The 23,668-nt window shown below is 37.3% G+C and carries 25 protein-coding genes and 1 other annotated feature; of the genes, 20 read left to right on the top strand and 5 right to left on the bottom strand.

Annotation, left to right across the window (positions count from 1 at the left end):
• Positions 1-139 precede the first annotated feature (139 nt).
• Positions 140-781: an RsfA family transcriptional regulator gene (locus NSQ08_RS20695; RefSeq protein ID WP_002034101.1), complete on the bottom strand. Its 642-nt coding sequence runs from the start codon at positions 779-781 to the stop codon at positions 140-142.
• Positions 782-818: 37 nt separating this feature from the next.
• Positions 819-2,105: a replication-associated recombination protein A gene (locus NSQ08_RS20690; RefSeq protein WP_002015295.1), complete on the bottom strand. Its 1,287-nt coding sequence runs from the start codon at positions 2,103-2,105 to the stop codon at positions 819-821.
• 290 nt (positions 2,106-2,395) lie between these two features.
• Between NSQ08_RS20690 and cymR the strand changes: the two genes are divergently transcribed.
• The 7 genes from cymR to NSQ08_RS20655 all read left to right on the top strand — a co-directional run bounded on the left by cymR (position 2,396) and on the right by NSQ08_RS20655 (position 8,802).
• Positions 2,396-2,812 (top strand): cysteine metabolism transcriptional regulator CymR, encoded by a 417-nt coding sequence (gene cymR, locus NSQ08_RS20685; protein ID WP_000704117.1) that lies wholly within the window; start codon positions 2,396-2,398, stop codon positions 2,810-2,812.
• Positions 2,813-2,847: 35 nt separating this feature from the next.
• Positions 2,848-3,993 (top strand): cysteine desulfurase family protein, encoded by a 1,146-nt coding sequence (locus NSQ08_RS20680; protein ID WP_002143221.1) that lies wholly within the window; start codon positions 2,848-2,850, stop codon positions 3,991-3,993.
• 16 nt (positions 3,994-4,009) lie between these two features.
• Positions 4,010-5,125, top strand: coding sequence for a tRNA 2-thiouridine(34) synthase MnmA (mnmA, locus tag NSQ08_RS20675; protein WP_033709440.1), 1,116 nt, complete (start codon positions 4,010-4,012; stop codon positions 5,123-5,125).
• A gap of 110 nt (positions 5,126-5,235) precedes the next feature.
• Positions 5,236-5,895, top strand: a complete 660-nt coding sequence (locus NSQ08_RS20670; RefSeq protein WP_002143220.1) for a tetratricopeptide repeat protein — start codon at positions 5,236-5,238, stop codon at positions 5,893-5,895.
• Between the two features lie 107 nt (positions 5,896-6,002).
• Entirely contained in the window at positions 6,003-8,339 is a 2,337-nt protein-coding gene (gene recD2, locus NSQ08_RS20665) for an SF1B family DNA helicase RecD2 (protein WP_002034106.1), read from the top strand.
• A 127-nt stretch (positions 8,340-8,466) separates the two neighbouring features.
• Positions 8,467-8,655 carry a hypothetical protein gene (locus NSQ08_RS20660; protein ID WP_002015288.1) on the top strand — a complete coding sequence of 63 codons (189 nt, stop codon included), beginning with the start codon at positions 8,467-8,469 and terminating at the stop codon, positions 8,653-8,655.
• Positions 8,656-8,673: 18 nt separating this feature from the next.
• Positions 8,674-8,802, top strand: a complete 129-nt coding sequence (locus NSQ08_RS20655; protein ID WP_002015286.1) for a YrzQ family protein — start codon at positions 8,674-8,676, stop codon at positions 8,800-8,802.
• A 36-nt stretch (positions 8,803-8,838) separates the two neighbouring features.
• On the opposite strand, the gene NSQ08_RS20650 is transcribed toward NSQ08_RS20655, so the two are convergent.
• Positions 8,839-9,051 carry a hypothetical protein gene (locus tag NSQ08_RS20650; protein WP_002015285.1) on the bottom strand — a complete coding sequence of 71 codons (213 nt, stop codon included), beginning with the start codon at positions 9,049-9,051 and terminating at the stop codon, positions 8,839-8,841.
• A gap of 176 nt (positions 9,052-9,227) precedes the next feature.
• Here NSQ08_RS20650 and NSQ08_RS20645 point away from each other — a divergent pair, with 176 nt between their 5' ends.
• Positions 9,228-10,295 carry an AI-2E family transporter gene (locus NSQ08_RS20645; RefSeq protein WP_002129216.1) on the top strand — a complete coding sequence of 356 codons (1,068 nt, stop codon included), beginning with the start codon at positions 9,228-9,230 and terminating at the stop codon, positions 10,293-10,295.
• A 38-nt stretch (positions 10,296-10,333) separates the two neighbouring features.
• Here the strand turns inward: NSQ08_RS20645 and NSQ08_RS20640 are convergent, their stop codons facing one another.
• Complete coding sequence (locus NSQ08_RS20640) at positions 10,334-10,678, bottom strand: PH domain-containing protein (protein ID WP_002034108.1); 345 nt, start codon at positions 10,676-10,678, stop codon at positions 10,334-10,336.
• Positions 10,679-10,915: 237 nt separating this feature from the next.
• Positions 10,916-11,134, top strand: a binding site (T-box leader).
• A gap of 41 nt (positions 11,135-11,175) precedes the next feature.
• Here NSQ08_RS20640 and alaS point away from each other — a divergent pair.
• The 12 genes from alaS to NSQ08_RS20580 all read left to right on the top strand — a co-directional run bounded on the left by alaS (position 11,176) and on the right by NSQ08_RS20580 (position 23,299).
• Positions 11,176-13,818, top strand: coding sequence for an alanine--tRNA ligase (gene alaS / locus NSQ08_RS20635; protein ID WP_340778533.1), 2,643 nt, complete (start codon positions 11,176-11,178; stop codon positions 13,816-13,818).
• 78 nt (positions 13,819-13,896) lie between these two features.
• A complete protein-coding gene (locus NSQ08_RS20630; RefSeq protein ID WP_000348591.1) occupies positions 13,897-14,163 on the top strand; it encodes an IreB family regulatory phosphoprotein in 267 nt (88 codons plus the stop codon).
• 3 nt (positions 14,164-14,166) lie between these two features.
• Entirely contained in the window at positions 14,167-14,580 is a 414-nt protein-coding gene (gene ruvX, locus NSQ08_RS20625) for a Holliday junction resolvase RuvX (protein WP_001221204.1), read from the top strand.
• 12 nt (positions 14,581-14,592) lie between these two features.
• Positions 14,593-14,871, top strand: coding sequence for a DUF1292 domain-containing protein (locus tag NSQ08_RS20620; RefSeq protein ID WP_002034112.1), 279 nt, complete (start codon positions 14,593-14,595; stop codon positions 14,869-14,871).
• A 241-nt stretch (positions 14,872-15,112) separates the two neighbouring features.
• Positions 15,113-16,183 (top strand): endolytic transglycosylase MltG, encoded by a 1,071-nt coding sequence (mltG, locus tag NSQ08_RS20615; RefSeq protein ID WP_002034113.1) that lies wholly within the window; start codon positions 15,113-15,115, stop codon positions 16,181-16,183.
• Between the two features lie 215 nt (positions 16,184-16,398).
• On the top strand, positions 16,399-17,040 hold the full coding sequence (locus NSQ08_RS20610) for an O-methyltransferase (protein ID WP_002034114.1): 642 nt from the start codon (positions 16,399-16,401) through the stop codon (positions 17,038-17,040).
• 7 nt (positions 17,041-17,047) lie between these two features.
• Positions 17,048-17,977 (top strand): peptidase U32 family protein, encoded by a 930-nt coding sequence (locus tag NSQ08_RS20605; RefSeq protein WP_002015276.1) that lies wholly within the window; start codon positions 17,048-17,050, stop codon positions 17,975-17,977.
• 18 nt (positions 17,978-17,995) lie between these two features.
• Positions 17,996-19,276, top strand: a complete 1,281-nt coding sequence (locus tag NSQ08_RS20600; protein ID WP_002015275.1) for a peptidase U32 family protein — start codon at positions 17,996-17,998, stop codon at positions 19,274-19,276.
• A 17-nt stretch (positions 19,277-19,293) separates the two neighbouring features.
• Entirely contained in the window at positions 19,294-19,932 is a 639-nt protein-coding gene (udk, locus tag NSQ08_RS20595) for a uridine kinase (protein ID WP_002015274.1), read from the top strand.
• 276 nt (positions 19,933-20,208) lie between these two features.
• The gene (gene greA / locus NSQ08_RS20590; protein WP_105584419.1) at positions 20,209-20,685 is read left to right on the top strand and encodes a transcription elongation factor GreA; all 477 of its coding nucleotides are present in this window, start codon (positions 20,209-20,211) and stop codon (positions 20,683-20,685) included.
• Between the two features lie 92 nt (positions 20,686-20,777).
• Positions 20,778-22,532 (top strand): peptidoglycan D,D-transpeptidase FtsI family protein, encoded by a 1,755-nt coding sequence (locus NSQ08_RS20585; protein WP_340778515.1) that lies wholly within the window; start codon positions 20,778-20,780, stop codon positions 22,530-22,532.
• 116 nt (positions 22,533-22,648) lie between these two features.
• Positions 22,649-23,299: a YrrS family protein gene (locus NSQ08_RS20580; protein WP_002034119.1), complete on the top strand. Its 651-nt coding sequence runs from the start codon at positions 22,649-22,651 to the stop codon at positions 23,297-23,299.
• A gap of 36 nt (positions 23,300-23,335) precedes the next feature.
• On the opposite strand, the gene NSQ08_RS20575 is transcribed toward NSQ08_RS20580, so the two are convergent.
• Positions 23,336-23,551 (bottom strand): YrzA family protein, encoded by a 216-nt coding sequence (locus tag NSQ08_RS20575; RefSeq protein ID WP_340778510.1) that lies wholly within the window; start codon positions 23,549-23,551, stop codon positions 23,336-23,338.
• Positions 23,552-23,668 lie beyond the last annotated feature (117 nt).

The following is a 23,668-nucleotide window of genomic DNA, read 5'->3' as shown; positions in this document are numbered from 1 at the left end:
TTTAGGATATATGCTTTTTGTATGTTTTAAAGAAATATCGATGTCGAATCGTTAATATAATTTCATTTACTGTGGTGCTTTTTCACTAAGGGAAAATAAACAGGGATGTCACTTAGTTGAAAAAGTGGCATCCCTGTTTTTAGTTTTCTGCAGAATATATAATATCTAAATTTCCATTTTGATCGGTTTTGAAAATTGGAGCGATCTGTTCTTCTTGTTCTTCAACTGAAACAAGTTTTCGAGCACGATCCATAATTCTAACAAGCATTGCATAATCTTCTTCGATTGCTTGTTGTTTTTTTGTGAGAACAGCTAATTTTGCTTCAAGTTCATTATTCATTTTTTGCAGGGAAGTGAGCTGATCTTGTAATACGTCATTTTCAGTTTGTAACTTTGCGAGTGAAGGGTTATTGTGCTCCAAGTTTTGCAAAAATGAGATGACATTTTGCATTGTAAGATCTTGTTTATTTGGGACAATATCTTCTGAAAACTCGGCATCGATTACGAGCTGCCGAGTTTGTGTGAACTGCTCTTTTTCTATTTTAGCTTCCGAACGCTTTAATTCTTTACGTTGTTTTTTTGCGATTTGCACCGCATCTTCATAATATGGTCTTACTTCAGCATTCCATCTAAAGCCACAAGCTGCTGAAGTTCGGTTTAATGTATCACCAACTTCATCGAATGCTTTTATTTGTGTACTTCCGCTGCGAATATGTCGTAAAACAGTTTCTGCTAAAAGGAGATCGTCTTCTTTTGTCCATGCATCTTGACGTGTTTTCATAAGCGAACCCTCCGTAATGGTGACGTTTTCGCTTATATTACCCTTTATTCTTCGTTTTATGCGAACTTTGTAATCTTTCATAAACAGTAGAAAGTGCTTGTTCAAATTTTCCTGTCGTTTTCGGTTTATAATATTGCTTGTTTTTAATTTTATCAGGTAAGTATTGTTGTTGTACCCAACCGTTTGGGTGATCGTGTGGATATAAGTATCCGATGCCTCTTCCTAACGATTCGGCTCCTTTATAATGACTATCTTTTAAATGACTTGGAATATCGCCTGTTTGGCCATTACGTAAATCGTGTAGTGCGGCATCGAGTGCTTTATAGGCCGAGTTTGATTTCGGTGATAGACAAAGTTCAATAACAGCATTTGCAAGTGGTATGCGTGCCTCTGGGAAGCCGACCCGTTCAGCTGATTCAATCGCTGCAAGTGTACGTTGTCCAGCTTGTGGGCTAGCAAGTCCGATATCTTCATATGCCATAATAAGCAGACGTCTACCGATGCTTTGTAAGTCACCAGCTTCAATAAGACGTGCTAAATAATGAAGTGCGGCGTTCACATCACTTCCGCGTACTGATTTTTGAAAAGCAGATAAAACGTCATAGTGAGCATCGCCACCTTTGTCGTGAACGAAACTCTTTTTCTGTAAGCATTCTTCTGCGATTTCAAGTGTGATTTCCACGGCTTTGTCGTCAGTTGTAAAGCTAGATAAAACAGCTAGTTCAAGTGCATTATAAGCTGAGCGCATATCTCCGCCTGACGCATTTGCAAAGTGATGTAATGCTTCATCCGTAACAGTTACATCATATTCCCCAAGCCCTTTTTCTTTATCTTCAAGCGCTCGTTTTAAGCCAATTAAAATATCATCTTCTGTTAATGCGTGTAATTCGAAGATTTGACAACGACTTCGAATAGCAGAATTAATAGCATGGAACGGATTGCTTGTCGTTGCACCAATTAAAGTAAGAAGTCCGCTTTCTAAATGGGGTAATAGAAAGTCTTGCTTCGCTTTATCTAGCCTATGAACTTCATCCAAAATTAAAACGAGGTGCCGATGCATCTTCGCTTCTTGTACGACAACTTCCATATCTTTTTTATTATGAGTAACAGCGTTTAAGAGGCGAAACAGGGTTCCAGTACTTCCTGCAATTGCGCTGGCGATTGATGTTTTTCCTGTGCCTGGAGGACCGTATAAAATCATTGATTGAAAATGATTTGCTTGGACCATTCGCCATAAAATCTTGCCTTCACCAACTAAATGCTGTTGTCCGATAATTTCTTGAATATTTGTAGGGCGCATTCGATGTGCGAGTGGTTGTTTCATTTGACCCTCTCCCTTAATGTATAATCTCATTCTATCGTATCATTTTTTTTGATGAAATTTGAAATAGGATGCTGTTTTATGGGAAAAACGAAGGATAATATTTTCATTTTTCTTTCAATTGTAATAATTTCCGAGTTTTTCAATGTGATTTTATGTTATCATTTTGATACACAAGTTGAAATTTCTTATAATACTATATTATGCTATAATTTCATAGGATTTTAAATTGTGTTCTTTTATAAATAAGATATAACCAATAGAAGTGAAAATTTGAAATGAGGTGCAAATAGATGAAGATTTCAACGAAAGGCCGCTACGGCTTAACAATTATGATCGACCTTGCAAAAAAGTTTGGTGAAGGCCCAATTTCATTAAAATCAATTGCGCAGGCGCATGACCTATCTGAGCATTACTTAGAGCAATTAATTTCACCACTTCGTAACGCTCGTCTTGTAAAGAGTACGCGTGGTGCATATGGTGGATATGTATTATCTGATCAGCCAGTCAACATTACAGCTGGAGATGTAATCCGTGTACTAGAGGGTCCAATTAGTGTTGTAGAAATGATAGAAGAAGAAGAACCAGCACAACGCCAATTATGGATGCGTGTTCGTGATGCGGTGCAAGAAGTATTAGATAGTACAACTTTAGAAGATTTAGTACGTTATGAGGAAGAAAATCACGGGGGCTATATGTTTTACATTTAATTCCTTGTGAAACGATTTGGAAAGAAGGAGATTTAATGGAACGCATTTACTTAGATCATGCTGCGACATCTCCGACTCACCCAGAAGTGGTCGAAAAGATGATTCCATATATGACAGAAACATTTGGAAACCCGTCTAGTATTCACTTTTATGGGCGTCAAACGCGCCATGCGGTAGATGAGGCGAGACGTGTGTGTGCACGTAGCATTCACGCGAGTCCAAATGAAATTATATTCACGAGCGGTGGTACAGAAGCTGATAATTTAGCACTTATAGGTGTAGCGCGCGCGAATCGTCATAAAGGTAACCATATTATTACAACGCAAATTGAACATCATGCGATTTTGCATACGTGTGAATTGTTAGAGCGTGAAGGATTTGAAGTGACGTATTTACCTGTTGATGAAACAGGGCGTGTTCAAGTTTCTGACATACAAAAGGCACTAACGGAAGAGACGATTCTTGTATCTATTATGTTCGGGAATAATGAAGTAGGGACAATACAACCAATTGTGGAAATAGGTAAGTTGTTAAAAGAGCATCAAGCTTATTTCCACACAGATGCTGTACAAGCTTACGGTTTAATAGAAATAGATGTGAAAGAGTTTGGTATTGATTTATTATCGATTTCCGCTCACAAAATTAACGGCCCAAAAGGTGTAGGGTTCCTATATGCTGGTGCAAATGTGAAATTTGAACCGTTATTAATAGGCGGAGAGCAAGAAAGAAAACGTCGTGCTGGTACTGAAAATATACCTAGTATTGTTGGACTTCAACATGCAGTTTCGCTAGCTGAAAAAACTCGTGAGCAAAAAAATGCCCAATATGAAGAGTTTAAAGATATAATGGTATCTGTCTTCAAAAATGAGGACATTCATTTCGAGGTAAACGGAGACTTGGAATATCGCTTACCACATGTGTTTAATATAAGTTTTACAGGAATGAATATTGAACCGTTTCTTGTAAACCTAGACTTAGCTGGTATTGCAGTATCAAGTGGCTCTGCTTGTACAGCTGGTTCGATTGATCCATCACATGTATTAGTGGCGATGTTCGGAAAAGACTCCGATCAAATACGTTCATCCGTACGCTTTAGTTTCGGACTTGGAAATACGAAAGAGCAAATTGAAAAAGCGGCGTACGAAACAGTGAAAATCGTGAAGCGATTAACACAAAATTAGCATGGGAGGTGACATGATGAACAAACTACCTCAAGAAACACGCGTTGTCATCGGGATGTCCGGTGGCGTCGATTCATCTGTAGCAGCTCTTTTATTAAAAGAGCAGGGTTATGATGTAATCGGAATTTTTATGAAAAACTGGGATGATACAGATGCAAATGGTGTCTGCACAGCAACAGAAGATTACAATGATGTAATTGAAGTGTGTAACCAAATCGGCATTCCGTATTATGCAGTAAACTTTGAAAAACAATACTGGGATAAAGTATTTACGTACTTTTTAGATGAGTACCGAGCTGGTCGTACACCAAACCCAGATGTAATGTGTAACAAAGAAATTAAATTTAAAGCATTTTTAGAGCATGCAATTGCACTTGGTGCTGATTATGTAGCAACAGGTCATTATGCACGCGTTGCTTATATGGACGGCGAATATAAAATGCTTCGCGGCGTTGATGACAATAAAGATCAAACATATTTCTTAAATCAATTAAGCCAAGAGCAACTATCAAAAACAATGTTCCCATTAGGTGAATTAAAGAAACCACAAATTCGCGAAATGGCGACAGAAGCTGGTTTAGCGACAGCGGCGAAGAAAGATAGTACTGGTATTTGCTTCATCGGTGAGCGTAACTTTAAAGGTTTCTTAAGTAACTATTTACCGGCGCAACCAGGTGTGATGCAAACATTATCTGGTGAAGTGAAAGGGAAACATGATGGTTTAATGTATTATACAATTGGACAACGTCATGGCCTTGGTATTGGTGGTAATGGTGATCCGTGGTTTGCTGTGGGAAAAAACTTGAAAGAAAACATTTTATATGTTGATCAAGGATTCCATAACGAACTTCTATATGGTGATGAAGTTATTGCTACGAATGTAGGCTGGGTAAGTAATAAAGCGAAGGAAAAAGAATTTACGTGTACAGCGAAATTCCGTTATCGTCAAGCAGACAATAAAGTAACGGTTCAAATCGTTGATGAAAATACAGTTCGTATTCTTTGTGATGAGCCAATTCGTGCGATTACGCCAGGCCAAGCAGTTGTTTTCTATGATGGAGATGAGTGCTTAGGCGGCGCTACAATTGATGAAGTATATCATAGTGGTAAGAAATTAGATTATTTAGGATAACACGAGAAGCCTCTGCCGATTAGCGGTTAGAGGTTTCTTTTACATAAAGCGAATTTTCGTTCGCTTGGAAAATACATTCTTTGTTATAATTTGTTGTAGAGGTGAAGGATATGTCAAACAAACTTGAAACAGGTATTAAATATATGCAAGAAGGAAACTGGGAAGAAGCAGCTAAAAATTTCACAGAAGCAATCGAAGAAAATCCGAAAGATGCGCTTGGATACATTAACTTTGCGAATTTATTAGATGTATTAGGTGATAGTGAGCGAGCAATTGTATTTTATAAACGTGCATTAGAATTAGATGGTAAATCTGCTGCTGCTTATTATGGCTTAGGAAATGTATATTACGGTCAAGAGCAATTTGCAGAGGCGAAGGCTGTATTTGAACAAGCGATGCAAGTGGGATTACAATCAGCTGACGTAACATTTATGTTAGGTATCACACATGTGCAACTTGGAAATGATCGTCTTGCACTTCCATTTTTACAAAGAGCGACGGAATTAGATGAAGGCGATGTAGAAGCTGTTTTCCAATGCGGACTTTGCTTCGCACGACTAGAACATATTCAAGAGGCAAAACCTTATTTTGAAAAGGTGTTAGAAATGGATGAAGAGCATGCAGATGCGTATTATAATTTAGGTGTTGCGTACGTATTCGAGGAGAATAACGAGAAAGCTCTTACTTTATTTAAGAAAGCGACTGAAATTCAAGCAGACCACTTTTTAGCTGGTAATGGTATTCGTTTATTAGAGCAAGAAGCTGAATAAAGTGAAATTATAGTTTAATGCGCAGTTACCCCTCATCTAAAGATTGTGAAAGAGGTGGGGGATGTACTGCTCATTAAAGTGAAAAGAACTCGGAAAGGAGAGGAAATATGGGAAATCAACATGCAATGGATTTGTTTGAGGAAGAAAAAAAATTTATAAAAGCGCAAGTTCTTCATACCATTTTCCACAACGAAGAAAACCTCTATTCCGTTGTCAGTATGAAAGTCATTGAAACGAATGAAACATACGACGAAAAAAAAGTAATGATAAACGGTCATTTTCCCCGTATGCATGAAGATGAAGTGTTTACATTAACAGGTCATTTTAAAGACCACCCAAAGTATGGAAAACAATATTTAGTTGAAACGTTTAAAAAAGAACTGCCACAAACAAAAGCAGGTATGGTGCAATATTTAGCGAGCGATTTATTTAAAGGGATTGGAAAGCGTACAGCCGAAAAAATCGTGGACCATCTTGGTGAGCATGCGATTTCTAAAATTATGGATGATCCGGATGCGTTAAGTGGTGTTGTAAACAAGCAAAAAGCGCAGGAAATATATGAGACGATTATTGAGCATCAAGGGCTCGAGAAAGTGATGAGTTTTTTAAATGGTTACGGTTTTGGAACAAAACTTTCTATTAAAATTTATCAGCAATATAAAGAGATGACATTAGAAGTGATTCGTAATAATCCGTATAAACTTATTGAAGAAGTGGACGGAATTGGATTTGGAAGAGCAGATGATATAGGGCGTGCAATCGGAATAACGGGCAATCACGACGACCGTGTACGTGCAGGGTGTTTTTATACGTTAGAGAATATTTCATTACAACTCGGTCACGTGTATATGGAAAAAGGTCAGCTTGTAAGAGAAACGATGTCACTTTTAAATAATCAAGAAGGCAGAGTGACTGAGGAAGATATTGTAGGCTGCGTTGAAATGATGCAAAGCGAAGGGAAAGTCATTATAGAAGAAGAGCGAGTGTATTTAGCTTCTTTATTCTATTCTGAGAAAGGCGTTGTAAAGTCAATTCGTCGTCTTATGAATCAAGAAGAAACCCCTGCATTCCCTGAAGCAGAAGTGTTAAAAACATTAGGAGAAATTGAAGAACAGCTCAAGGTACAGTATGCGCCGCTTCAGCAAGAAGCAGTTCAAACTGCACTTCATAAGCCGATGATGTTGTTAACAGGTGGACCAGGGACGGGGAAAACAACAGTTATTAAAGGAATTGTTGAAATGTATGCGTCACTTCACGGAGTATCATTAAATCCGAATGAATATAGTGATGATAATCCATTTCCAATATTATTAACGGCCCCAACTGGAAGAGCGGCGAAGCGCATGAGTGAATCGACAGGACTTCCAGCTTGCACAATTCATCGTCTGCTTGGATGGACGCCAGAAGGATCTTTTCAGCGCAATGAAACAGACCCTGTACAAGGGAAGCTCCTTATTATTGATGAGTTTTCAATGGTAGATATTTGGCTTGCAAATCAGCTATTCAAGTCACTTCCGACAAATATTCAAGTTATCGTTGTAGGTGATGAAGATCAGTTGCCATCTGTAGGACCTGGACAAGTGTTAAAAGATTTATTGAATGCAGGTGCGGTTCCAACGGTCAAGCTTACAGAAATTTATCGTCAAGCGGAAGGGTCATCTGTTATTCAACTTGCCCATGCGATAAAGGACGGAACGCTTCCGCCAGATTTAGCACAAAATAAAAAAGATCGTTCATTTATCAGCTGTGCAGGTGCTCAAATTGTTGAGGTTGTTAAAAAGGTTTGTGAAAATGCTAAGACAAAAGGCTTTAGTGCAAGAGATGTACAAGTGTTGGCACCAATGTACCGCGGACCAGCAGGTATTAATGTGTTAAATGAAGCTCTTCAAGAAGTGTTTAATCCGAAAAAAGAAAAGAGTAAAGAAATTGCCTACGGTGACGTTGTATACCGCAGAGGTGATAAAGTACTTCAATTAGTCAATCAGCCGGAAAGCCAAGTGTTTAATGGTGATATTGGAGAAATTGTTTCAGTATTTTATGCGAAAGAAAATGTCGAGCAACAAGATATGATTATCGTTTCATTTGATGGAATTGAAGTAACATATACAAAGCCGGATTTAAATCAAATTACGCATGCCTATTGCTGCTCGATTCATAAATCACAAGGTAGTGAATTCCCAATAGTTATTATGCCAATTGTAAAGAGTTACTACCGTATGTTACGTCGTAATTTAATTTACACGGGTATTACAAGGAGTAAGAAATTCCTTATTATTTGCGGGGAGGAAGCAGCGTTTCAATCCGGTGTAAATCGCCTTGATGATGCAATGCGTCAAACGACTTTAGCTGGCCGATTGCAAGAATCACAAGGAGAAGTGCAGATGGTGACGGTTAATGGTGAAGAAATGGACGTGGAAAACATTTCACCGTATGATTTCATGTAACAAGGTGAAATTATATAGTGAACCTTTCAAACGTATAACGTTGAAAGGTTCTAGCAATGTATAAATGAATGCAGTTTGGACATAATGGCGAATAGAATCTGGGAGACTGTAAGGAGATGAAAGCCATATGTTCAGTTGTCCAAATTGCAAAGGGAAAGACATCGGAAAAATAGGTGTCAACCAATTTTATTGCTGGAATTGTTATATCGAATTATCGGTTTCAAAGGGGAAAATCCATACACATCAAGTAGAGGAAGATGGTTCATTAAGCTCTCTTGATGATTTATTTGATGATAATGAAAGAACGATCGGATAACGAAAAGGGGGATTTACTTTGAATCTACGCAATTCATTAATCGCATTAGGTGTTGGAGCTGCAGCGTATCAATATGCTCGCAAACAAGATGTATTCTCAAAACGCAATGTGAAAAAAGCACGTAAGATGATTAAGTCTTATTTATAAGGCGTAAAAAACTCCCTTTATGATAAGGGAGTTTTTTTATGCGCTTGTATGCAAATATAAAAGTCCGATTTCAGAGAAGAGATAAGATAAACCGTAGCATCCAACGCCAAGCATTCCATAATGCCATAAGTGCTTAGCTCTTTCCTTTCGTGAGGAACGAATAAAGAAGCCTTTCCAAATACCAAACCCGATACAAATCCATTCAAGAAGCATAAAAAGTGCGGATAATGCAAGCATAAATAAGATCATTATGAGCCCTCCAGATTATATTTTGACATTTTGTATTTTCAGGGGTGGTTGTCCTTATTATGTTAAATATATGTATGTCTTTAAAAAACAGTATGGTCTGTATAAAAAGATTTTAAAACTTTTGCACATAACCTAACCTATTTATTTTCAAAATAAAGGTGGAGGAGGTTTTTCGTGTGAAGAATCTTAAAATCATTTGGATATATCGTTTAGGATTATTGTTACTCGTTTTTCTTTGTTTGCTCGTCTTTTTAAAAATTAAGCCACTATGGGCACCGATTATTTTTGTATTTAAAGTGGCGATCACACCGTTCTTTATTGCTTGTTTTATTGCTTATTTATTACACCCTTTAATTGAAAAAATCCATAAGGAAGGAATGCCACGCACACTTGCTATTTTGCTCATTTATATTCTTTTCTTTGGCGGAATTGGCTATGGAATTTATAAAGGAACGCCAGTTGTTATTAAACAGTTACAAGAAATTAATGAACAATTTCCGCAGTTTACAAAAATGTACGATTCTTGGATGGATGGAGTTACAGAACAAACAGCGAATTTCCCATCATTTATTCATGAAAAGGTGAAACAAATTTTTGGTGGTGTAGAAACGAAGATTCAAGCGCTTTTAAATAAAGTCATGAGCACAGCTCGTGGTGTACTGGATTCGTTACTCATTATTTTCTTAATTCCGTTCATTGTATTTTACATATTAAAAGATTACGGTGAGTTTTATCATATATTTTGGAAATTAGTCCCGAGTAAGTGGCGTAGTACGGGGCAAATGCTTGCGAAAGAAATTGATAAATCACTCGGAAGTTATATTCGAGGGCAGTTATTTGTTTGCTTAGTATTAGGGGGAGTATCTGTTCTTTCTTTTTGGTTTATCGGTATGAAATATCCATTGCTGCTCGGCATTATTATTGGGGTAACGGATATAATCCCGTACTTTGGTCCTATTTTAGGGGCGATTCCGACGTTGATGATTGCGGCAACGGTATCAACGAGTTTACTCATTAAGGCGGGGATTACAATTGCTATTTTGCAATTTTTGGAAAGTAACATTTTATCGCCTTACATCGTTGGTAAGTCGCTTCGTATGCATCCTGTGATCATTATGTTTGCATTACTAGTAGGGGGAGAAGTTGCGGGGATTGTAGGATTACTAATATCGGTTCCTATTTTAGCGGTCATTCGGACAGTGGTCGTTCATGTGAGACCTCTTTGGAAAAAAGAAGATGTGTAATATGATAGCCCTCTACTTATAAAAGTAGAGGGCTATCATTATTTAGAGAGTTGCTCGTGTATTTGTTGAACGAGAGAGCTTACATCATTTGTTTGAATATGTTTTATTTTTTTCCATTCATTATCGTACATAAATATAATTTGATTGCTGAAAAGACGCTTTTGCTCTTGTAGATTAGAAATGTTTGCAAAAGAGTACTCTTCAAATATTGGGTTCTTACTTACATCTGGTCCATAAAAGAAGAGCCGTTTGTTCGTTAAAATTAACAGTCCTGGTCTTGCGACGGAACGATATATAAATATATTTAATGAGCATGCTGCATAAAAAAGGATTTTTTCATCAGTTGTTAACATTTCTTTAGCTTGATTCAATAAGGTTGTCATTGTAATCGCTCCTTTATTGTTAATAATTTAATTATAACAAATAATGTAATATTTAGAAATTTGCATAAAGTATTTTTTGAGAGAAGATTCCTATTTAGTAATAAATGCATAATATATTTAAAGGCTGTTAAGAATGAATAGTAGAATAACTATGATTAATAAGCAATTGATACAATATAAATGATTATCTACATTGACAAACTTAAGAGAATTCTATTATATTTAGTCATATAATACATTAAATCAATGACGGAACAAGTACGTTACAGTCCATTTATAGAGAGAAGCTTCCAATGGCTGAAAGAAGCTTTAAATGAAGGGTAACAGAAAGCTAATCCTGAGAGCAGCTAACCACTGCCGTCTTGCCACGTTACGGCACCATGAGGTGATGAATTGATTGTTATAATAATCAATTCATAATTAGGGTGGTATCGCGAGTTAACTCTCGTCCCTTTTATTAGGGGCGGGAGTTTTTTATATTTAAGGAGGAAAATACAATGAAACAACTAACAGGCGCACAAATTCGTCAAATGTTTTTAGACTTTTTCCAAGAAAAAGGACATGCAGTAGAACCAAGTGCATCACTAGTTCCTCATGAAGATCCATCTCTGTTATGGATTAATAGTGGTGTAGCGACATTAAAGAAATATTTTGATGGTCGTGTAATCCCACAAAATCCACGTATTACAAATGCACAAAAATCAATTCGTACAAACGATATTGAAAACGTTGGGAAAACGGCTCGTCACCATACATTCTTTGAAATGTTAGGGAACTTCTCAATCGGTGATTACTTCAAAGAAGAAGCAATTACTTGGGCTTGGGAATTTCTAACGAGCGACAAATGGATCGGATTCGATAAAGAATTACTATCTGTTACAATTCATCCGGAAGATGAAGAAGCATTCACAATTTGGAATGAGAAAATGGGTGTTCCAAAAGAACGCATCATCCGTTTAGAAGAAAACTTCTGGGATATCGGTGAAGGACCAAGTGGACCGAATACAGAAATTTTCTATGACCGCGGTGAATCTTACGGTAATGACTTTAGTGACCCAGAATTATATCCGGGCGGAGAAAACGAGCGTTACTTAGAAGTATGGAACCTTGTATTCTCTCAATTTAACCATAATCCAGACGGTTCATATACGCCACTTCCTAAGAAAAACATCGATACAGGAATGGGTCTAGAGCGTATGACATCTATCGTTCAAGATGTACCTACGAACTTTGATACAGACCTATTCATGCCGATGATTGGTGCAACAGAATCAATTTCTGGTGAGAAATATCGTAATGGCGATTTAGAAAAAGATATGGCGTTTAAAGTAATTGCTGACCATATCCGTACAGTAACATTCGCTGTTGGTGACGGTGCTCTTCCATCTAACGAAGGCCGTGGTTATGTATTACGTCGTTTATTACGCCGTGCTGTTCGTTATTCTAAGAAATTAAACATCAACCGTCCGTTCATGTTTGAATTAGTACCGGTTGTTGGAGAAGTAATGAAAGACTTCTATCCAGAAGTACTTGAAAAGAAAGATTTCATCGCAAAAGTTGTGAAGAATGAAGAAGAGCGTTTCCATGAAACACTTCATGATGGTGAATCAATTTTAGCTGAAGTAATTGCAAAAGCGAAAGAAGAAAAAACAACTGTTATTTCTGGCGTAGATGCGTTCCGCCTATACGACACGTACGGTTTCCCAATTGAATTAACAGAAGAATATGCAGAAGAAGCTGGTATGACAGTTGATCAAGCGGGCTTTGAAAATGAAATGGAGAAACAACGTGAGCGTGCACGTGCTGCTCGTCAAGACGTTGATTCTATGCAAGTTCAAGGCGGTGTACTTGGTGAAGTTAAAGTAGCGAGCGAATTCGTTGGTTACGGTACAGTTGCAACAGAAAGTAACGTTGTTGCACTTGTGAAAAATGGTGAGTATACAGATAGCTTACAAGCAGGTGAAGAAGGACAATTAATGCTTGATGTAACGCCATTCTACGCTGAGAGCGGTGGGCAAATTGCAGACCGTGGTTACCTTCTTGCTGACGGCGTGAAAGTTGTTGTAAAAGATGTACAAAAAGCACCAAATGGTCAAAACTTACACAAAGTAGTTGTGGAAGAAGGTACATTAACGAAAGATGCGGCTGTAAAAGCTGTTATTGATACAAAGAACCGTAGTAGCGTTGTGAAAAACCATACAGCAACTCACTTACTACACCAAGCATTAAAAGATATACTTGGAACGCATGTTAACCAAGCTGGTTCTCTTGTAACATCTGAACGTTTACGTTTTGACTTCTCTCACTTCGGTCAAGTACAAGCTGATGAATTAGAAAAAATTGAGCGTATCGTAAACGAAAAAATTTGGGAAAGTATTGATGTTGCGATTTCTCAAAAAGCAATCGAAGAAGCGAAAGAAATGGGCGCAATGGCATTATTCGGTGAAAAATACGGCGATGTTGTACGCGTTGTGCAAGTAGGCGATTACAGCTTAGAGCTTTGCGGTGGTTGTCACGTTGATAACACAGCTTCTATTGGTATTTTCAAAATCGTTGCTGAGTCTGGTATCGGTGCAGGAACTCGTCGTATTGAGGCGGTAACTGGTAAGTCTGCATACGAATTAATGAACGATCAAGTAGGTTTATTAAAAGAAGCAGCAGGAAAAATGAAAACAAATCCAAAAGATATTTTAACAAGAGTTGATGGTTTATTTACTGAAGTAAAACAACTTCAAAAAGAAAACGAATCTCTTGCTGCGAAATTAAGCAATATCGAAGCTGGAAACTTAACTGATTCAGTAATGACAGTTGATGGCGTGAACGTATTAGCGGTGAAAGTAAATGTTGCAGATATGAACAACTTACGTACAATGATGGATGACCTTAAAAATAAATTAGAGTCTGCAGTTGTTGTATTAGCGTCTGTAAATGACGATAAGGTAAACATTTTAGCTGGCGTAACGAAAGATTTAATTAGTCAAGGTTACCATGCGGGTAAACTTGTGAAAGAAGTAGCTTCTCGTTGTGGAGGCGGCGGTGGTGGCCGTCCTGATATGGCACAAGCAGGCGGTAAAAACCCAGCGCAAGTAGAGGAAGCTTTAGCGTTTGTACAAGAGTACGTTAAATCTGTTTCAAAATAAAGAGATAGTAGTGTACAATGGTAGGGAGAGGAGAAGTTCTTCTCCCTATACTTACTACTTACAAGTGAGGTGCTTGAAATGGACGGTTTTGATAAGACAATGAAGTTTAGCATTCAAGATGAAAAACAGAGTGTCCATGTAAATGATGTACTTTTAACTGTGTATGATGCACTTCAAGAAAAAGGTTATAATCCGATTAACCAAATCGTCGGTTATTTATTAAGTGGAGATCCAGCATACATACCTCGCCATAAAGATGCACGAAGCATCGTTCGCAAGCTTGAACGTGATGAGATAATTGAAGAGCTTGTGAAGTCTTACTTGAAACATCATCGTGAGGAGTAGTTTATGCGGATATTAGGTTTAGATGTTGGTACTAAAACAGTCGGTGTTGCAATGAGCGATGAAATGGGCTGGACAGCACAAGGGCTGGAAACAATCAGGATTAACGAAGAACGAGGCCACTTTGGTTTTGACCGTATTTCTGAGTTGGTAAAACAGTACAATGTGGACAAAATAGTAGTAGGTTTACCTAAAAATATGAATGGTACAATCGGCCCTCGTGGTGAAGCGTGCCAGCAATTTGCAGAAAACCTGCGAAATCTGTTACAATTAGAAGTTGTAATGTGGGACGAGCGTTTGTCGACGATGGCAGCGGAACGTCTGCTCATTTCAGCTGATGTGAGCCGTAAGAAGCGAAAACAGGTAATCGATAAGATGGCTGCAGTCGTGATCTTACAAGGATTTTTAGATAGTAAATAAGAGGTGACCAAAATGGAAGAAAATCAAATTACAATTGTAGACGAAAAAGGAAACGAACATTTATGTGAAATTATTTTCACTTTTGATGCTGAAAAATTCGGCAAAAAATCTTACGTAGTCTTCTCTCCAATCGGTGAAGTAGACGAAGATGGAGACCAAATCTTCGATGCAATGGCATATGAGCAAAGTGAAGAAGAGGGCGGAACATTACTTTCAATTGAATCTGAAGAAGAGTGGGAAATGGTACAAGAAATGTTTAACACTCTTGCTGATGAGCAAGAAGAAGAATAGTAATGGATAAAAAGGCGAACTGTGTACACAGTTCGCCTTTTTTGTATTTATATGCAACATGACAGATTTTTTGTCGAAACTACGTAATTGTTTATAGTATAATAAGACGGGTTGTATGAAAAAAGGCTTTAAATAAGTAGCTGTCACCGATTATTTAGAAATGATTGGTTTTGCTTTATGTTTGTAGGGCATTGTATAGAGGAAGTGTATACGGTCTACAATTGAATAAGGAGGAAGAATTTTGGTAGAGAATCAAGTGAAGAAGAAGCGTAGACGTATTTTTTTAATTTCGATTATCGCACTGCTTTTAGTTTGTGGATCAGTCTATGCGTATATTTCATCTGCATTAGGACCAGTTGATAGTGGAAATAAAAAAGAGATTGAGGTAGAGATTCCAAAGGGGTCATCTACAAGTAAAATCGGTGAGATTTTAGAAGAAAAAGGTGCTGTGAAAAGCAGTACAGTTTTTAGTTTTTATACGAAATTTAAGTCGAAAAGCTTACAAGCAGGTACATATTTATTAAATCCTTCGATGAGTGCTAACGATGTCATTGAACAAATGTCATCTGGCAACGTACATCGTCCGGCTCTTTATAAAGTGACGATTAAAGAAGGGGCACAAGTAACTGAAATTGCTGAAGTGATTGCGGCAGAATTAAAGTGGAATAAAGATGATGTTGTGCGTCAATTAAACGATAAAGCATTTATTCAAAAAATGCAGCAAAAGTATCCGAAGCTATTAACAGATAAAATTTTTGATAGCAACATTAAATATCCACTAGAAGGATACTTATATCCAGCAACGTATTCTTTCTATAAAAAGGATACAGAATTAGAAGAAATTGTAATCCCGATGCTTGAGAAAACAAATGCAATTATTGTTCAAAATGAGGCGAAAATGAAAGCGAAGAACTGGGATGTTCATCAACTTCTCACGTTGTCTTCACTTATTGAAGAAGAGGCTACTGGCTTTACTGATCGCCAAAAAATCTCTAGTGTTTTCTATAATCGTCTAGCGAAAGGCATGCCGCTTCAAACGGATCCGACGGTATTATACGCGCTTGGAAAGCATAAACAACGTGTATTATACGAAGACTTGAAAGTAAACTCACCGTACAATACGTATGTTGTGAAAGGGTTGCCGGTTGGACCGATTGCAAACTCTGGTAAACATTCAGTGGAAGCAGCGTTAGATCCTGCGCAAACAGATTATTATTATTTCTTAGCTGCACCAAGTGGTGAAGTGTATTATGCGAAAACATTAGAAGAACATAATGCATTAAAGCAAAAATACATTACGAAAAAACAGTGAAATGGGGAGGGATAGCGAAAAGGGTCGCATATCCCTCTTTTTTGTGGTAAAATATATCGGGTTAAAAACTGGCAGAAGAATCGTTTTTAATATCAAAACGGGACGTACAAGCTAAGGGTGAAACTGGCTTGTATTTTTATTGCATTCTATGTGTGAAAAGACAAAGGTTGACGCGTCATAGAGGCACTTCTCCATGTAAATAAGGAGGACCAATTATGGAGGATGCAGTTAACGAGTACCTATTATCATTTATTGATCCAAAAGATAAATTAATTCTTGAAATGGAAGAGTATGCAACTGAAAACCATGTGCCGATTATGGATCGACTTGGAATGGAATTTATGCTGCAATTTTTACGTTTAATTGGACCGGAAAGTATTTTAGAACTTGGAACAGCAATCGGTTATTCTAGTATTCGTATGATGCAAGCTATTCCGAACTCTCGCATTGTGACAGTAGAGCGCAATCGTGAACGATATGAAAAGGCACTTGAATATATAGAATGTTCCTCGGTAACAGACCGTATTTCTGTTATTTACGGTGATGCTTTAGAAACGGGCGAACAAGTGAAAGAACATGGAACATTTGATGTTATTTTTATTGATGCAGCGAAAGGGCAGTATCGTCGCTTTTTTGACTTATACGAACCGTTATTAAATCCTGGTGGCGTTATTATTTCAGATAACGTTATGTACCATGGTCTTGTGACGACAAAAGAGAAAATTGAAAATAGACGTACCCGTGGTTTGATTCGTCGTATTAAGACGTACAATGAATGGCTTATGAATCATGAAGGATATGATACAACGATTTTCCCGATTGGCGATGGAGTGGCTGTAAGTAAAAAGAGAGGGTGACAAAAGTATGAAGAAACCTGAATTGTTAGTAACGCCTAGAGCGGTGGCGGATATTGAACCTCTTGCGAAAGCAGGGGCAGATGCAGTAATGGTTGGTGAACAAAAGTTTGGTTTACGTTTGGCAGGAGAGTTTTCACGTGAAGATGTGAAACAAGCTGTAAACATTGCGCATGAAAATGGTGTGAAAGTATACGTTGCAATGAATGCAATGTTCCACAATGATAAAGTAGAAGAATTAACGGACTATGTTGCCTTTTTAAATGAGGTAAATGTAGATGCGATTGTTTTCGGAGATCCAGCGGTATTAATGGCTGTTCGTGAAGTTGCACCAAATATGCAACTTCACTGGAATACAGAAACGACAGCAACAAACTGGTTTACTTGTAACTATTGGGGGCAAAGAGGAGCGAAACGCGCTGTATTAGCTCGTGAGCTTAGCTTAGATGAAATTGCTGAATTAAAAGAAAATGCTGAAGTGGAACTTGAAGTACAAATTCACGGTATGACTTGCATGTTCCAATCGAAGCGTTCACTAGTAGGAAACTACTTTGAGTATCAAGGGCGTAATCTCGACATCGAAAAGAAAAAGTATGAAGAGAATATGTTCTTATACGACCCGGAACGTAATAACAAATATCCAATTTATGAAGATGAAAATGGTACTCACATTATGAGTCCGAATGATATTTGTTTCATCGATGAGTTAGAGGAACTAATCGATGCTGAAGTCGATAGCTTAAAAATTGATGGTGTCCTAAAAAGTTCTGAGTACATTATTGAGGTAACGAAGAAATATCGTAAGGCGATTGATTTATGTGTAGAAGATCGTGATGCGTATTATGACGTGAAAGATGATTTATTTAAAGAGATAGAAGAAATACAACCGGTAAATCGTCCGTTAGATACAGGATTCTTCTTTAAAGAAACGGTTTACTAAACGAGGAGGGTGTAGGAAATGACTGTACAAGAAATTTCACGAGTGATCGATGGCAAACGCGTTATTGTGAAAAAACCTGAACTGTTAATCCCTGCGGGTAACTTAGAAAAATTAAAAGTAGCTATCCATTATGGGGCAGATGCTGTATATTTAGGTGGACAAGAATTTGGTCTTCGTTCTAATGCAGGTAACTTTACGCTGGAAGACATGGCAGAAGGCGTTGAATTTGCAAAGAAATATGGAGCAAAAATATACGTAACAACAAATATTTTTGCACATAATGAAAATATGGATGGGCTAGAGGAATATTTAAAAGGGATTGAAAAAGCTGGCGTAACGGGAATTATCGTTGCCGATCCGCTTATTATTGAGACATGTAAACGTGTGGCGCCTTCTGTTGAGGTGCATTTAAGTACACAACAATCACTATCCAACTGGAAAGCAGCACAGTATTGGAAAGAAGAAGGTTTACATCGTCTTGTATTAGCTCGTGAAGCAAGCTATGAAGAAATGAAAGAAATTAAAGAAAAAGTTGATGTTGAAATTGAAGCATTCGTCCATGGTGCAATGTGTATCGCGTATTCAGGGAGATGTACATTAAGTAACCATATGACAGCGCGTGACTCTAACCGTGGTGGTTGTTGTCAATCTTGCCGCTGGGATTATGATTTAGTTCAAACGGTATCACAACATAAAGATGCAAAAGAGCTTCCTCTATTCCAAGAAGAAGATGCTCACTTTGCGATGAGTCCAAAAGATTTAAATTTAATCTTATCAATTCCGAAAATGATTGAAATTGGAATTGATAGCTTAAAAGTTGAAGGACGTATGAAATCTATCCATTACGTAGCGACTGTAGCAACTGTATATCGTAAAGTAATTGATGCGTATTGTGCGGATCCGGATAACTTTGAGTTTAAACAAGAATGGTTAGATGAACTTGATAAATGTGCAAATCGTGATACAGCTCCTGCATTCTTTGAAGGGGTTCCAGGACATCAAGAGCAAATGTTTGGAAATCATAGTAAGAAAACAACGTATGATTTTGCTGGTTTAGTGTTAGATTATAATGAAGAAACGGGCATCGTAACGCTTGAGCAACGTAATCACTTCAAACCAGGACATGAAGTGGAGTTCTTTGGGCCAGAAATAGAAAACTTTACGCAGACGGTGGAGAAAATTTGGGATGAGGATGGAAACGAATTAGATGCAGCGAGACATCCGTTGCAAATCGTGAAATTCAAAGTGGATCAACCAGTGTATGTGAATAATATGATGCGCAAAAACATACTTCAATAAGAAAGAGTGGTAGTCGAATGGGGACGAATAAGCCTGTTGTAATTGGAATCGCTGGTGGTTCAGGATCAGGAAAAACAAGTGTAACGAAAGCGATTTTTGACCATTTTAAAGGTCATTCCATTTTAATCTTGGAGCAAGATTATTATTACAAAGATCAAAGCCATTTACCAATGGAAGAACGTTTAAAAACAAATTACGATCATCCGTTAGCGTTTGATAATGATTTGTTAATTGACCATTTGCAGCAGTTGCTTGCATATGAGCAAGTGGAAAAGCCTATATATGACTATACATTGCATACGCGTTCAGAAAAAATTATTCCAGTTGAGCCGAAAGATGTAATCATTTTAGAAGGAATTCTTATTTTAGAAGACCCACGTCTTTGTGAGTTAATGGATATTAAGGTGTTCGTTGATACAGATGCAGACCTTCGTATTTTACGCCGCATGCAGCGCGATATTGAAGAGCGCGGTCGTACAATGGATTCAGTTATCGACCAATACGTAAACGTTGTACGTCCAATGCATAATCAATTTATTGAGCCTTCTAAGAAATTCGCGGATATTATTATCCCTGAAGGTGGACAAAACCATGTTGCAATTGATATTATGGTTACAAAAATTGCAACAATTCTTGAACAAAAAGTAAATTTGTAATAGCATAGTAAAAGATATACGATAGGAAGGGATTTTTTCCCTTCTTATCGAATACAATGAAACATGAAACCTCACCTACCAATAGGTGAGGGCATATTTATATCAACTTTCCATACATACCTTCTTTATATAAGGAAGAATTGGAGAATAAGGGGTTGTATGTGACAACTCCACTAGTGCTACGTGTGCTAGAAACCTCCGCTATATAAGCGGAGGAGTTTTCATATGGAACTCCTCTTTTTTTCGGGGGATTGGTATATAAAAGGAGTGGAAAACATGGCAACAGAAAAAACATACCCTATGACGCAAGAGGGTAAGCAAAAACTAGAGAACGAAGTTGAACAATTAAAAACAGTAAGACGTAAAGAAGTTGTAGAGCGTATTAAGATCGCACGTAGCTTCGGAGATCTTTCTGAGAACTCTGAGTACGATGCAGCGAAAGATGAGCAAGCATTCGTAGAAGGACGTATTACACAACTTGAAAACATGATTCGTAATGCGGTTATCATTGAAGACAATGGTGAAGAGTCTACAGTTGTAACATTAGGTAAAACAGTAACATTTAAAGAGTTACCAGGTGGAGACGAAGAAGCATACATAATCGTAGGTAGCGCAGAAGCCGATCCATTTGAAGGAAGAATTTCTAACGATTCTCCAATCGCAAAAAGCTTATTAGGTAAGCAAATTGGTGAGAAGGTAGCAATCCAAACACCAGGTGGAGAAATGCAAGTAGAGATTATCTCTGTAAAATAACGTAAAAAATCACTCGTGTAAAAACGAGTGATTTTTTATTTGTATAAAAGGTGAAACACCTCGTCTAAACTACAATAGACGAGGTGTTTTTTATGAAAATGAAACGGAGAATTATAATTGTTTTAATTTGTTTTATGGGTGTGATTTTTTTATTACTTTGTCGTTTAATCCAAATACAGATTATAGATACGGAATCATTTACTGACCGAAATATCAATCTGATTGAAAAAAGTGTTACGCAACGAACACAATCACTTACAGTAGATAATGGAAGAGGGCATTTTACAGATCGAAATGGTAAGGAAATTGGTGAAGAGAAATATCCAGTCTTAATTATTTTTCCATTTTTACAAATAAAAAATGACATGTTAGAGAAAATTGCGCATATCATTGGTGTGTCGAGACAAGAGATAAGACTGCAAATGAAAAATAAGAATCAAGCATTTATATTACGAAGGGAGAATACCCCATTTCAATTAACGCTCGAGCAGATGAAGAAGGTAAATCAATTAGATATTTTAGGTATTGTAGCAGCAGAAGTTCGACTGAAGCAAATGGGAGAGGCAGATCATTTAATTGGTGATGTGGGAGAGAATGAACAGGAATTTCAAAAGCGTTATGGAGAAATGAAAAAAACTTCGAAACAAACGCCAATTGGTATTTCTGGATTGCAACAATCATTTGATGAATTTTTACTGACTGATGGAGAAGCGAAAGTACTATATCAAGTGGATCGACAAGGAGAACCGATTTTTGGGAAGCAGGCGAAATACACTTCACCAGGAAATCCATTTTATCCAGTTACTATTCAAACAACAATACATAAAACATTGCAACGACGAGCAGAGAAGATTATAGATGAAAACGGAATAAAAAAAGGTGGGTTAGTATTACTAGACATAAAGAATAGTGAAGTTGTAGCAATGGTAAGTAGGCCTTCTTTACAGATGAATGATAGGAGGATATATAAAGCTACACTTGAAAATCAAATGTTAACTCCTCATTTTCCGGGGTCTGTTTTTAAAACAGTAGTTGCAGCAGCAGGAATTGATGAGAATTTGGTGCGGTTTAATCGTACATTTAACTGTAATACGGATTTATACGGTGAAAATCTTCCACAAGTTATGATGGGGTCATTAAACTTTAAGGAAAGCTTTGCTAGAAGCTGTAATCGTACGTTTGCCGTATTAGGTGGTGAACTAATGCAAAAGGATAGTGAAGTGTTAGAAACGTATTTAGAGGCCTTAGGAGCACGTGAGAAGGTAGGTTGGAAAGGTTCGGTATTTCATACACCAGAATTTGAGCAATTGCCAGAAGAAAAGAGTGCTATTATTTGGGAAAGCGAAGAAAATAAAGATAGTAGAAAAGCGATTGCTCAAACGATGGTCGGACAAAAAGATGTACGTGTGTCACCTCTAGCTATAGCGAATATGATGGCGACAATTGCTAGAGGTGGAGAGAAGATGGAAGTGAAAGTCGTTAAAAAAATAGTGTATAAAAATGGAACCGACTTTTTTACATTTGAAAATCATAAATTAAATGGGAAACAGCTTTCTTATGAAACGATGAAAAAATTACAACAGTTGTTAAGAGGCGTTGTAACGATGGAGAAAGGAACGGGAACCGCATTCCGTTCGTTGCCACTAACTGTCGCTGGAAAATCTGGGACGGCACAAACAGGAAAAGGAGAGAGGGTGAATCGCTGGTTTGCAGGTTATTTTCCATATGAAAACCCAAGATATGCTTTAGTTGTAGTTGATATAGAAACAGATAGTAATGAAAATGTAGTCACACCAGTTTTTGCAGAAATGGTAGAGGCAATTCATCAATTAGAAATTGAAAAGTAATCTTGCAATTATTTATGAAATGTTTTCATTTCGTGAAAATATTATTGTAAATGTTCAACCTTTCTAGATTTAATGTTACAATAGCAAGTATGAAAAACTGCATGGAGGTTTGAAGAATGGCAGGAGGATCTAGATTCCAACAGAAACAACAAAAACGTCGTCAAAACGGTGTTTTAAATATTGCAATCGCTATTGTATTAGTAGCAGTAGCTATTGTAGCATATCAATTGTTTGTTCCTGACACAAAAGAGCAAGCGTCTTCTAATGATAAAAAGGTAGCTCAGCAAACAACAAAAGAAAATAAAGCTGAGAAAGCAAAAGGTAAAGAAGAGACGAAGAAGAACGAGCAAGATAAGACAGAGGCTAAGAAGAAGGAAGAAGAAGAGAAGCAAAAGGCTGAGGAAGAAAAGAAAAAAGCTGAAGAAGAAGCGAAAGCTAACGAGAAAGCACCAGCTGAAAAAACACAGTCACAGGCAACAGATGCTTATACGAAATCTTCTTGGAAGCCAGTAGGTACAGAGCAAGGTGCAACACCTGCGATGACGTTTAAAAAAGGTACAGCAGATTGGAATGAGATGAATCAAGCGATTTCAGCTGCAATTGACGTTCCAGTAAATCAATTAGTTATCCATAGAATTGGAAATAACGGTAAGAATAAAGCTTACGGTAACGTACAAGATAAACAATCAGGTAAAAAATATTATGTAAATATTGATTGGGTAGACAATGAGGGCTGGAAACCAGTACTCGTTCAAACTCTAAACTAAAAAAAGAGAGGCTCTTAAGAGCCTCTCTTTTTTTAGTTAGCGTAATTTCTTTAATTTAAAATGAACAACCGCACTATAATAAGGTCTTTTGCTTTCAGGATCCATAATCATTTGGTGAGAAATATGATTAACTTCGAGCATAAGTGCTTTATTATTATCGATTTGTTCGTTAATTTTTTTTTCTAGAGAAACTAAGTTTGCAGCTTCGAAAAATTCTACTTTATCTTCTAACATTTCAAAGGTAAATGACACGAAGATGCCCCCTCTCCTATGATAATCACCTATAGTGTAACAAAGAAAAGAAGGAAATACTACGTACATTTCAATTGACATTTTTAGAAAGAGAGAATATCATACTGATAAAACCGA

Origin of the sequence: Bacillus sp. FSL E2-8887 (genome assembly GCF_038007205.1) — a bacterium.
Taxonomy (GTDB): Bacteria; Bacillota; Bacilli; order Bacillales; family Bacillaceae_G; genus Bacillus_A; species Bacillus_A mycoides.
The sequence above is the reverse complement of the archived record's forward strand: the minus strand, read 5'-3'. Positions and strand labels throughout refer to the sequence as shown.

Bases quoted from the DNA above. Each gene is read 5' to 3' on its own strand.
- mnmA (WP_033709440.1), top strand. From the start codon at position 4,010: ATGAACAAACTACCTCAAGAAACACGCGTTGTCATCGGGATGTCCGGT.
- recD2 (WP_002034106.1), top strand. From the start codon at position 6,003: ATGGGAAATCAACATGCAATGGATTTGTTTGAGGAAGAAAAAAAATTT.
- NSQ08_RS20585 (WP_340778515.1), top strand. From the start codon at position 20,778: ATGAAAATGAAACGGAGAATTATAATTGTTTTAATTTGTTTTATGGGT.
- NSQ08_RS20610 (WP_002034114.1), top strand. From the start codon at position 16,399: ATGGAGGATGCAGTTAACGAGTACCTATTATCATTTATTGATCCAAAA.
- NSQ08_RS20690 (WP_002015295.1), bottom strand. From the start codon at position 2,105: ATGAAACAACCACTCGCACATCGAATGCGCCCTACAAATATTCAAGAA.
- NSQ08_RS20580 (WP_002034119.1), top strand. From the start codon at position 22,649: ATGGCAGGAGGATCTAGATTCCAACAGAAACAACAAAAACGTCGTCAA.
- cymR (WP_000704117.1), top strand. From the start codon at position 2,396: ATGAAGATTTCAACGAAAGGCCGCTACGGCTTAACAATTATGATCGAC.
- NSQ08_RS20640 (WP_002034108.1), bottom strand. From the start codon at position 10,678: ATGACAACCTTATTGAATCAAGCTAAAGAAATGTTAACAACTGATGAA.
- ruvX (WP_001221204.1), top strand. From the start codon at position 14,167: ATGCGGATATTAGGTTTAGATGTTGGTACTAAAACAGTCGGTGTTGCA.
- NSQ08_RS20620 (WP_002034112.1), top strand. From the start codon at position 14,593: ATGGAAGAAAATCAAATTACAATTGTAGACGAAAAAGGAAACGAACAT.
- udk (WP_002015274.1), top strand. From the start codon at position 19,294: ATGGGGACGAATAAGCCTGTTGTAATTGGAATCGCTGGTGGTTCAGGA.
- alaS (WP_340778533.1), top strand. From the start codon at position 11,176: ATGAAACAACTAACAGGCGCACAAATTCGTCAAATGTTTTTAGACTTT.
- NSQ08_RS20695 (WP_002034101.1), bottom strand. From the start codon at position 781: ATGAAAACACGTCAAGATGCATGGACAAAAGAAGACGATCTCCTTTTA.
- NSQ08_RS20670 (WP_002143220.1), top strand. From the start codon at position 5,236: ATGTCAAACAAACTTGAAACAGGTATTAAATATATGCAAGAAGGAAAC.
- NSQ08_RS20605 (WP_002015276.1), top strand. From the start codon at position 17,048: ATGAAGAAACCTGAATTGTTAGTAACGCCTAGAGCGGTGGCGGATATT.
- NSQ08_RS20650 (WP_002015285.1), bottom strand. From the start codon at position 9,051: ATGATCTTATTTATGCTTGCATTATCCGCACTTTTTATGCTTCTTGAA.
- NSQ08_RS20660 (WP_002015288.1), top strand. From the start codon at position 8,467: ATGTTCAGTTGTCCAAATTGCAAAGGGAAAGACATCGGAAAAATAGGT.
- NSQ08_RS20600 (WP_002015275.1), top strand. From the start codon at position 17,996: ATGACTGTACAAGAAATTTCACGAGTGATCGATGGCAAACGCGTTATT.
- greA (WP_105584419.1), top strand. From the start codon at position 20,209: ATGGCAACAGAAAAAACATACCCTATGACGCAAGAGGGTAAGCAAAAA.
- NSQ08_RS20680 (WP_002143221.1), top strand. From the start codon at position 2,848: ATGGAACGCATTTACTTAGATCATGCTGCGACATCTCCGACTCACCCA.
- NSQ08_RS20630 (WP_000348591.1), top strand. From the start codon at position 13,897: ATGGACGGTTTTGATAAGACAATGAAGTTTAGCATTCAAGATGAAAAA.